Source organism: Fulvimonas sp. R45, from assembly GCF_030504985.1.
Lineage (GTDB): Bacteria > Pseudomonadota > Gammaproteobacteria > Xanthomonadales > Rhodanobacteraceae > Rhodanobacter_A.
In genome coordinates, this window is the sequence record NZ_JASERU010000025.1 from 34,044 (window position 1) to 44,046 (window position 10,003).

Genomic DNA, 10,003 nt, shown 5'->3' on the forward strand with positions numbered 1-10,003 from the left:
CCGGGATCAATGGATGGCAGCGGTGGCGGCGACGGCCGCGGGACGGCTGGCCAGGGCGAGCAGGCGCGCGGCGATGCGCTCCAGCGGCAGCGCCTCCTCGGCGGCGCCGAGCTTCCACGCGGCGCCAGGCATGCCCCAGACCACCGAGCTTTCCTCGTCCTGCACCAGGGTGCGCGCGCCGGCCTGACGCAGTTCCAGCAGGCCGCGCGCCCCGTCGTCGCCCATGCCGGTGAGCAGCGCGGCGACCGTGGCGGCGCCGACGCTGGCCGCCGTCGAGCGGAACAGCACGTCGACGCTGGGCTTGTGGCGGTTGACCTGCGGCCCGTCGTGCAGGCGGCACACGTGCCGGGCGCCGTCCCACATCACCAGCAGGTGCTGGCTGCCGGGGGCGATGTAGGCGTGGCCGGGCTGGATCGGCTGGCCGTCGCGCGCCTCGCACACGCGCATCGCCGAGCAGTGGTCCATCCGCGCCGCGAAGGGTCCGCTGAAGGCGGCCGGGATGTGCTGGGTGACGACGATCGGCGGCGCGTCGGGCGGCATCGCCTCCAGCACCGCGCGGATCGCCTCGGTACCGCCGGTGGACGCGCCCAGCGCGATGATCGGGCTGCCGCCGCGCGTGCCCGGCGTCTGCGAGCGCGGCAGCACCGCGTCGGCGGACAGCCGCGGCGCCACCTCCAGCCGGCGCACCGTCGCGCGCGGGCGCGGCCGCGCCCGCGCGGCGGCCTTCACCTTGGCGCAGATCTCGGCGGCGCCGGCGGCGAGGCTGTCGGCCAGGTCGCTGGCCGGCTTGGCGAAGAAGTCGACCGCGCCCAGTTCCAGCGCGCGCAGGGTGACCTCGGCGCCCTGCCGGGTCAGCGAGGACACCATCACCACCGGCATCGGCCGCAGCCGCATCAGGTTCTCCAGGAAGGTGAGGCCGTCCATGCGCGGCATCTCCACGTCCAGGGTGAGCACGTCGGGGGCGAGCTGCTTGATCTTCTCGCGCGCCACCAGCGGGTCCGGCGCGGCGCCGACCACCTCGATCGCCGGGTCGGAGGCGAGCATGGCCGACAGCAGCTTGCGCACCAGCGCGGAATCGTCGATGACCAGTACTCGCACTCTTTCCATTGCCGGTTTCCCGTCTCGCTGTTCATGGATGGAACGGACGCCTCGCGCGCCGCCGCGGCCTGCGCCGGGCCGGCGCGTCAGAACAGCTCCACCTCGCCCTTTATCGGATCGTTGGCCAGGCGCTTGAGGTACGAGCGCTCCTCCGCCGCCAGCGCCACGTCGCCGCCGCGCTGCAGCAGGCGCACGCGCGCGCGCCCGCTGGCGGGGAAGAACTGCACCAGCCGCGGGTGCACGTCGCCCAGGTCGGACGCCACCAGCTGCAGGCGCTCGGCCTCGATGTAGCGCTGCACGAACTCGATGTTGCGCCGGCCCACGTCGGTCATCTGCGCCAGCACGCGGCCGCCGCCGAAGACCTTCACCGCCAGCTCGCCGCGCAGGCCGCCGGCCTTGAGCACGGCGTTGATCAACTGCTCCATCGCGTCGCTGCCGTAGCGCGCCGCGCGTCCGGCCACGCCGGACCAGTCGTCGCGCCCCGCCGCGCCGGCGGGCGGCGCCGGCAGCATGAAATGGTTCATGCCGCCGATGCGCCGGCGCGCGTCGTACACGCAGGCGGAGACGCAGGAACCCAGCACGGTGGTGATCACCTCGTCCTGCGCGCTCGCGTAGAACTCGCCCGGCAGCAGCTTCACCGCGGTGCGTCCGTGCGCGCTGTCCCAGCAGCGGCGCAGGTGCTCGAAGCCCGGCAGCGCGTCGGCGAGGGCGGCCGCGGCGCTCATGCGCGCTTCCGGTAGACGGTGCGGCCGACCAGCTCGAAGGCGTCGGACAGGCCGTGCATCGACTCCGAGTGGCCGAGGAACAGGTAGCCGCCCGGCTCCAGCATCGCCGCATAGCGCTCGAACAGGCGCCGCTTGGTGGGCTGGTCGAAATAGATCACCACGTTGCGGCAGAAGATCGCGTCGAACAGGCCCTGCATCGGCCACTCGTGCAGCAGGTTCAGCGGCAGCACGCTGACCAGCTCGCGCAGGCGCGGGTGGACGGCGGCGTAGCCTTCGTATTCGCCGGAACCGCGCAGCAGCCAGCGCCGGCGGCGCGCCTCGTCGATGCCGCCGAGGCGGTCGAGCGCGTACACGCCGCGGCGCGCCTGCGCCAGCGCCTGCGGCGACAGGTCGGTGGCCAGGATGCGCGCGTCGACCGCACCGGCCTCGCGCGCCAGCGCCTCGGCCAGCACCATCGCCAGCGCGTACGGCTCCTCGCCGGTGGCGCAGCCGGCCGACCACAGGCGCAGGCGGCCGCCGTGGCGACGCTTGCGTTCCAGCCAACGCGGCAGCAGTTCGCATTCGAGCAGTTCGTAGTGGTGCGCCTCGCGGAAGAACGCGGTGACGTTGGTGCTGATCGCGCTGGCCAGGTCGCCCAGCTCGCTGTCCGGGTCGCGCCGCAGCAGCTCGCAATAGCTGCGGAAATCGCCCAGGCCGAGCCCGCGCAGGCGGCGCAGCAGGCGCCCCTGCACCAGCTGGCGCTTCTGCCCGCCCAGCGCGATGCCGCAATGGCGGTGCACGAAGTCGCGCAGGAACTGGAACTCCGCATCGCCCAGCACCGGGCCGCCGGCCGTCGCCGCGCCGTCTTCGGCCAGCACGCCGGCGGCCATCGCTCAGAACTCCTTCCAGGCGCCGGCGTCGGCCGTCTCGGGCTCGCGCGCGGCGCGCGGCGGCGCGTTGCGCACGGCGGCGAACACCGCCTCGGCCTCGGCCACCGCCGTCGACGGCCGCGGCGCGGGCTCGGCGGCGCGGCCGCCCAGCTCGAAGAAGCCCACCTGCCCGCTCAGCTCGGCAGCCTGTTCCTGCATGGAACGCGCGGCGGCGGCGGCCTCTTCCACCAGCGCGGCGTTCTGCTGGGTCATCTCGTCCATCTGCAGCACGGCATGGTTCACCTGGTCGATACCGGCCGACTGCTCCTGGCTGGCGGCGGCGATCTCGGCCACGATGTCGGTGACCTTCTTCACGCTCTCCACGATGTCGGCCAGCGCCTTGCCGGACTGGTCCACCAGGGTCGAGCCGGCCTGCACCTTGTCCACGCTGTCCTTGATCAGCGCCTTGATCTCCTTCGCCGCGCCGGCCGAGCGCTGCGCCAGGTTGCGCACCTCGGCGGCCACCACCGCGAAGCCGCGGCCCTGCTCGCCGGCGCGCGCGGCTTCCACCGCGGCGTTCAGCGACAGCAGGTTGGTCTGGAAGGCGATCTCGTCGATCAGGCCCACGATGTCGGCGATCCTGCCGCTGGACTGGTTGATCTCGCGCATCGCGCCGACCGCCTGCGCCACCACCTCACCGCCGCGCTCGGCCTGCTCGCGCGCGCCGCGGGCGAGCTGGTTGGCGTGGCTGGCGTTCTCGGCGTTCTGCTTCACCGTGGAGGTCATCTGCTCCATCGAGGAGGCGGTCTGCTCCAGGCTGGAGGCCTGTTCCTGGGTGCGCTGGCTGAGGTCGTCGTTGCCGCGCGCGATCTGCTGCGCGGCGGTGCTCACCGCGCCGGCGCCGTGCCGCACCTCGCCGACGATGGCGGCGAGCCGCTCGTCCATGGTGCGGAAGGCGTCGAGCAGGTCGCCCAGTTCGTCGCGGCGGCCGGCCTTGATGTCGTGCCCGAGACGTCCCTCGGAAATGGCGCGGGCGACGCGGCCGGCGAAGCGCAGCGTGTCGACGATGTAGCGGCTCAGCGCCAGCGCCATGAACAGCGCCAGCGCCAGGCCGGCCACCAGCGCCGCCACGCTCGCCGCGCGCACCACGCGGAAGCGCTTCAGCTGCGTGTCGTACACCCGCTGCGCCGCCACGCGCTGCAGGTCGACGACTTTGCCGAGCGCGTCCTGGCGCTGCATCATCAGCGGCCGCACTTCCATCTCCAGCACGTCGCCGGAGCCCGGATCGGCCTGCTTCAGCGCGTCGAGCATGTCCTTCACCGCGCTGTCGTAGTCGGCGTCGGTGGAAGCGAAGTCGCGGTACTGCTTCGCCACGTCGCCGTCCATGGCGAGGCCGGCGATCTGCTTGCGCAGCGCGGCGATCGCGTCGCGGTACTTGCCGGACTCGGCCAGCTTCTGCTTGAGCTGGTCGGGCTTGGCCACCACGCTGGACGCCTCGCCCAGCACCAGGAAGGACATCAGCGAGCGCTGCGCCAGCTGCGACACCAGCTGCGCCGGCACGATCTCCTCGTCGTACATCAGGCGCATGTTGTCGCTCTGCACCTGCAGCGAACCGAGCCCGACCGCGGCGCCGCCGATCAGCATCAGCACCAGCATGCCGAGCACCAGGCGCAGGCGGCCGCGCACCGTGAGGGCGGAGATCTTGAACTTCAGTTTCGGCATTTTCATGGCGGTTCCTGTCAGGGCCGTCGTCAGGCCACGGCTTTCACGTCGGTGGCCGCCGGCAGGGCGGCCTCGAGCATCTGCGCGTCCTGCGGCTGCAACAGCTTGTCCACGTCCAGGAGCAGCACCATGCGTTCGGCGACCGCGGTGAGCCCCTTCAGGTATTCGGTATCCACCGCGGTGCCCATGTCGGGCACCGGCTTCACCGCGTCCGCGGCCACGTCGAGCACGTCGGAGACGCCGTCCACCACCACGCCGAACAGGCGCCCGGCCACGGTGACGATCACCGTCACGGTGGTGGCGTCGTAGTCCTCGCGCGGCAGGCCGAAGCGCAGGCGCAGGTCCAGCACCGGCACGATCGCCCCGCGCAGGTTGAGCACGCCGAGCACGTAGTGCGGCGCCTGCGGGATGCGCGTGACCGCCGTCCAGCCGCGGATCTCGCGCACCGCCAGGATGTCGATGGCGTACTCCTCCCGCGCTAGGTGGACGGTGAGGTACTGCGACTGGATTGCCTCGCTCGGCGCGTGCTCGGACATGGTTCGCCTCGTCGTCGGGGCGCCGCGCGCTCCCGTTCGGGTGGAAGATCGGCGGCGGCGCGGGAAACTTGAGGCCCGGGCCGTTCACGGTCTCCGGGGGGCCGCGCCACGGGCCGCTTCAGGCCGCGCGGCGACGGCCCTGCATGCGCACCAGGCCGGGGATGTCGACGATCAGCGCCACCGAACCGTCGGCCAGGATGGTGGCGCCGGACACCCCCTGCACGCGCCGGTAATTGGCCTCCAGCGACTTCACCACCGCCTGCTGCTGGCCGACCAGGCCGTCCACGAACAGGCCCGCGCGGCTGCCGTCGCCTTCCACCACGATCATCAGGCCGCGCGGAATCTCGCGCACCGCGCCCTCGCAGCCGAAGGCCTCGTGCAGGCGGACCACCGGCAGGTAGTCGCCGCGGAAGCGGAACAGCTCGCCGCCGCCGGGCATGGTCTTGATCGCGCCGTCGTCCAGTTGCACCGATTCCACGATCGACACCAGCGGCACGATGTAGCGCTCGTCGCCCACCGCCGCGGTGAGGCCGTCGATGATCGCCAGGGTCAGTGGCAGCACGATGGTGAAGGTGCTGCCCCGCCCCGGCGCGCTGCGCACCGTCACCGTGCCGCCGAGGTCGGCCACGTTGCGGCGGACCACGTCCATGCCCACGCCGCGGCCGGACAGGTCGGTGGTGACCGCCGCGGTGGAGAAGCCGGGCCGGAAGATCAGCTCGGCCACGGCATCGTCGTCCATGCCCTCGCCGCTGGCGACCAGGCCGCGCTCGACTGCCTTGGCGACGATCGCCCCGCGGTTCAGGCCGGCACCATCGTCGACCACCTCCACCACGATGCTGCCGCCGCGGTGCGAGGCCTCCAGCCGCAGCGTGCCGGCCTCCGGCTTGCCCGCGGCGCGGCGCCGCTCCGGCGTCTCCAGACCGTGGTCGATGGCGTTGCGCACCAGGTGCACCAGCGGGTCGCCGATCTTCTCCAGCACGGTCTTGTCCAGCTCGGTGTGCTCGCCGGCCAGTTCCAGCCTGACCTGCTTGCCCAGCTTCTGGCCGATGTCGCGCACCATGCGCGGGAAGCGGTTGAACACCGAGGCGATGGGCAGCATGCGGATGCCCATCACGCTCTCCTGCAGCTCGCGCGTGTGGCGCGCCAGCTGCACCAGGCCCTGTTCCAGCATGGCCAGCCGCGAGGCATTGGCGCCCTCGCGGAAGGTGTCGAGCATGGACTGGGTGATCACCAGCTCGCCCACCAGGTTGATCAGGCCGTCGATCTTGTCGATCGACACGCGCACCGAGCCGGACTCGGCGCCCGCCTCGCGTGCCGTGCGCGCCGGCGTCGCGGCCGCCGCGGGCACGGATGCCTGCGCGGGCACCGCCGGCGGCAGCGGTTCGATCGCGAGGTCGCACTCGTCCTCGACCCAGTCGAACACCGCGGCGATCGCCGCGCGCTTCACGTCGCCACGCAGTTCCAGGCGCCAGCCGAGGTGGCATTCGTCCGGGTCGAGCGCCTCCAGCGCCGGCAGGCGGTCGAGCTCGGCGGTCACGTCCAGCTCGCCCAGCGCCGCCAGTTCGCGGAGCAGGCGCAGCGGATCGTTGCCGCTGGCCAGCATGCCGCGATGCGGGCGGAAGCCGATGCGCCACGCGCCGGGACCGCCCTTCGCCTCCATCGTGGCCGCCGCCGGTGCCGCGCGTCCCATCACGGCGGCCAACTCGCCGCGCAGCGCGTCCGCCGCCGCGTCGATCAGCGGCTGGCCTGCCTGCGCCTGGGCGAACATGCCGCGCAGGCAATCCACCACGCGCAGCAGCAGTTCGATGGTGGCGCCATCGATCGCGCGCCGGCCGTCGCGCAACTCGTCGAGCAGCGACTCCGCCTCGTGGGTGAACGAGGACATCTCCGGGAAACCGAAGATGGCCGCGCCGCCCTTGATCGAGTGCGCCGCGCGGAAGATGCCGTGCACCAGCTCCGCGTCGCCGCCCCCGTCCAGCGCCAGCAGCGAGGACTCCATCGTGTCCAGCCCTTCCAGGCTTTCCTCGATGAACACCTGTTGGAACTGCGCCAGCCCGGACGCGCCCATGGACCGGCCCTCAGCCCAGCACGCGCTTGACGGTGGCCAGCAGCTGCTCCGGGTCGAATGGCTTGACCAGCCAGCCGGTGGCGCCCGCCGCCTTGCCTTCCATCTTCTTGTCCGCATGCGATTCGGTGGTCAGCATCAGGATCGGTACGCCGCGGTAGGCGTCCAGCGCGCGCAGCTCGCGCACCATGCTGATGCCGTCCATCACCGGCATGTTGACGTCGGCCAGCACCAGGTCGAAGCGTTCGCCGCGGGCCGCGCCCAGCGCCAGCTCGCCGTTCTCGGCCTCGCTCACCTCGTGGCCCGCGCCGCGCAGGGTGAACGCCACCATGCCGCGCATCGAGGCCGAGTCGTCCACCGCCAGAATCTTCGCCATCGTCGATCTCCGAAAAAGTCAGGCCGGCTGCGTCGCCGGCAGGTCCAGGGCCCGGGCCAGGCCGAGCAGGCCGGCCGCCTCGCGCAGCGCCGCGCTGGCGCCGTGCCAGCGCACCGCGACGCCGCGCGCCACGGCATCGCGGCGAAACGCGGCCAGCAACTGCAGCGCGCTGGTGTCCACGCGCTCCACCGCGGCCCCGTCGAGCACGCAGGCCGGTCGCGCCAATGCCGAGCACAGCGCGGCGTGCAGCGCCGGCGCGGCGGCCATGCGGCAGTCGGCCGGCAACGCGACCCGCGCCTCGTCGTCCTTCCGTCCAGCCATCGCCCCGCCTCGCCTCAGCCCGTCTGCGACCGGTATCGGCAGCTTGCGCGCCGGCTTGAGGGCCGGCCCGCGCGGCGCGGCGCTCAAGTTCATGTGATGCCGGCCGATGCATCCCGCGAACGCGCCGCTCGGGATGGCGCGCCCGCACAGGTCCCGCTTGATCATCCAGCCCACCAGCCTTGCCGCGCTCACTTGGGCCGGTGCCGCTTCCGGCGCCGGCGCCGAGGCGTGGCGGATCGGCAGCGTGCTGTCGGCGCGCCCGCTGGGCACCACGCCGCAGGGGCTGCTGGTGCTGCAGATCGGCGCGTTGACGGTGGAGACGGACACGCCCGGCGCCGGCGCCCGCCTGCCGGCGCAATTCCAGGTGCGCGTGCTGAGCCTGGGCGCGCAGCCGCAGTTCGAGGTGGTCGGCCCGGCCTCCGCCGGTCAGGCGCTGGGCCGCGCCCTGCGCGAGCGCCTGCCGCAGCAGAACGGCTACGCCCCGCTGCTGGCGACCGTGGCCGCGCTGGCGCAGCGCCCGCTGCTGCGCGTATTGCCGGCGTACGTGCGCACGGCGCTGGCGCAACTGGAGCAGAGCCTGCGCACGCCCGCCGAAATCGCCGACGCGGACGGCCTGCGCCAGGCCGTGCTGCGCAGCGGCCTGTTCCTCGAGGCCGACCTGCTGGCGACGCCGGACGCGCAGCCCGTCGAGGACGACTGGAAGGCCGCCCTGCTGCGCCTGGCCGCGTCGTTGCAGGACCTGCCTCGCGGCACGCCCGGCGCGCGCGTTCCCGCCGACACGCCGCCGCCGTTGCAGCAGCGCGGCCTGCAGGCGCAGCCACGCGCGCCGCTGGCAACCGAGTGGCCGGAAGCACGACCGGACGACGCCGCGCGCCTGCTGCCGCAGCTGCGCGACGCCACCCATGCCGCGCTGGCGCGGCTGGAAGTGACCCAGCTCGAGGCCGGCGCGCTGCCGGCGCGGCTGGTCGAGATTCCGCTGCAGGGAACGCGCGGCCACGACATCCTGCAGCTGCGCATCGAACCCGGCGCGGCGGACGCCGGCGAGGACGCGGCCTGGACCCTGGGCTTCGCCATCGACCTGCCCGCGCTGGGCCCGCTGCACGGCGAACTGCAACTGCGCGGCCTGCGCCTGGCGGTACGCCTGTGGGCGCAGCATGCGCCTGCGGTGGAACGGCTGGAACGCCGCTTCGCCGCGCTCCGCGAGCGCCTGGCCGGCAGCGGCCTGCTGCTCGACCAGCTGAGCTGCCAGCACGGCCTGCCCCAGCCTCCCGGCCCGTACAGCCAGGTGCTGCTCAAGGCCACCGCATGAATACGCTGCCGTCACCCCAGCGCAAGATCAGCCTCCGCCTCGCCGCCGACGGCGTGGACGTGCCGCCGCTGCCGCCGGAACCGCTGCACGCGCTGCTGGCGCGCGCCCGCGCGCTGGGCCTGCCGCTGCACCACGACGCCCAGGTCGCCGGCCTGCTGTGCGCGCTGCGCCTGCGCGAGGACGTGCCGGCCACGCTGTACGCCGCCGCGGCCGCCGTGCTTGCCAGCGTCTATGACGCCGAGGCAGAGGATCATTAGCACGCGTTCCGCCCCCCTGCCGGGAGCACTATTCATCCGCCGATCTTCATATGACACGGACCATGCTGGTAAGTGGCATAGCGGACGCTGGAAACAAAAAAGGCGCCCGCGGGACTCCGGGCGCCTGCTCCTGCTACTCCTGGCCAACGCAGGTGCGCGACGCTGTAGACGCAAGCAGCGTCGCAGCGTCGGATCGACCCCAGCCGGGCTAGGTCGCCTGCTGGACTGACAGCAGATATATCTGTATGCCGAGGTTCTCGAAGGTAGCCGTCGTATTGCTGCCGATGTTCATGGCGGCCAGCTTGTTGCCCTTCGCATCAGTTACGACCACGTGATAGGACGGCCCGAAGTGCGGATCGACCTTGTCAGGCGTGATGCGAAGACGCACGAGGCCTTTCCCCTTGAGCGCCACAGGATCCGTTAATTTCCCGGGCACGACATCGAGGTCGAGCGGCGGCGAATACAGATCGGTCCGTACCTTCACATGGAACACCTGCGTCCCCTGGATGGGCGCGTGAGTATCACCCGGTGCCGCCATAGCTGTTTGAGCAAAAGCGGCACCTGCGACCGGAACGCTTGCTGCCAGGATCAATCCCATCGCGCCCGCACTCTTCAGAAAGTCGCGGCGACCACGTTCTTTGTTCTTGCTGTATGGACCGGGGAGATGGGTTACACCCGTGCCAGGACATGGGTAACAGTCTAGTCGGCCTCGCGCATGTCGATGGTGGCGAGGCGGTGGTGGACGA

At 72.5% G+C, this 10,003-nt stretch carries 11 protein-coding genes; 2 read left to right on the top strand and 9 right to left on the bottom strand.

The features are described 5' to 3' along the window. Nucleotides 1-6: 6 nt before the first annotated feature. The 8 genes from QMK61_RS16330 to QMK61_RS16365 form a co-directional block, all read right to left on the bottom strand. The gene (locus QMK61_RS16330) at nt 7-1,107 is read right to left on the bottom strand and encodes a chemotaxis response regulator protein-glutamate methylesterase (RefSeq protein WP_302073299.1); all 1,101 of its coding nucleotides are present in this window, start codon (nt 1,105-1,107) and stop codon (nt 7-9) included. A 77-nt stretch (nt 1,108-1,184) separates the two neighbouring features. Beyond that, the gene (gene cheD, locus QMK61_RS16335) at nt 1,185-1,823 is read right to left on the bottom strand and encodes a chemoreceptor glutamine deamidase CheD (protein WP_302073300.1); all 639 of its coding nucleotides are present in this window, start codon (nt 1,821-1,823) and stop codon (nt 1,185-1,187) included. Continuing rightward, entirely contained in the window at nt 1,820-2,692 is an 873-nt protein-coding gene (locus tag QMK61_RS16340) for a protein-glutamate O-methyltransferase (RefSeq protein ID WP_302073301.1), read from the bottom strand. Before QMK61_RS16340 ends, cheD begins: the two co-directional genes overlap by 4 nt. Before the next feature lie 3 nt (nt 2,693-2,695). Next, nucleotides 2,696-4,399 carry a methyl-accepting chemotaxis protein gene (locus tag QMK61_RS16345; RefSeq protein ID WP_302073302.1) on the bottom strand — a complete coding sequence of 568 codons (1,704 nt, stop codon included), beginning with the start codon at nt 4,397-4,399 and terminating at the stop codon, nt 2,696-2,698. Nucleotides 4,400-4,422: 23 nt separating this feature from the next. After that, entirely contained in the window at nt 4,423-4,929 is a 507-nt protein-coding gene (locus QMK61_RS16350) for a chemotaxis protein CheW (protein WP_302073303.1), read from the bottom strand. A gap of 118 nt (nt 4,930-5,047) precedes the next feature. Beyond that, nucleotides 5,048-6,997, bottom strand: a complete 1,950-nt coding sequence (locus QMK61_RS16355; protein WP_302073304.1) for a chemotaxis protein CheA — start codon at nt 6,995-6,997, stop codon at nt 5,048-5,050. Nucleotides 6,998-7,007: 10 nt separating this feature from the next. Next, nucleotides 7,008-7,370, bottom strand: coding sequence for a response regulator (locus tag QMK61_RS16360; RefSeq protein ID WP_302073305.1), 363 nt, complete (start codon nt 7,368-7,370; stop codon nt 7,008-7,010). Nucleotides 7,371-7,388: 18 nt separating this feature from the next. Further along, the gene (locus QMK61_RS16365; RefSeq protein WP_302073306.1) at nt 7,389-7,691 is read right to left on the bottom strand and encodes an STAS domain-containing protein; all 303 of its coding nucleotides are present in this window, start codon (nt 7,689-7,691) and stop codon (nt 7,389-7,391) included. Between the two features lie 157 nt (nt 7,692-7,848). Between QMK61_RS16365 and QMK61_RS16370 the strand changes: the two genes are divergently transcribed. Together QMK61_RS16370 and QMK61_RS16375 are read left to right on the top strand one after the other, a co-directional pair. Next, nucleotides 7,849-9,000: a flagellar hook-length control protein FliK gene (locus tag QMK61_RS16370; RefSeq protein ID WP_302073307.1), complete on the top strand. Its 1,152-nt coding sequence runs from the start codon at nt 7,849-7,851 to the stop codon at nt 8,998-9,000. After that, entirely contained in the window at nt 8,997-9,257 is a 261-nt protein-coding gene (locus QMK61_RS16375) for a flagellar biosynthesis protein (RefSeq protein WP_302073308.1), read from the top strand. Before QMK61_RS16370 ends, QMK61_RS16375 begins: the two co-directional genes overlap by 4 nt. Nucleotides 9,258-9,465: 208 nt before the next feature. Here QMK61_RS16375 and QMK61_RS16380 read toward each other — a convergent pair whose 3' ends face one another. Continuing rightward, nucleotides 9,466-9,855 (bottom strand): hypothetical protein, encoded by a 390-nt coding sequence (locus QMK61_RS16380; protein ID WP_302073309.1) that lies wholly within the window; start codon nt 9,853-9,855, stop codon nt 9,466-9,468. Between the last annotated feature and the right edge of the window lie 148 nt (nt 9,856-10,003).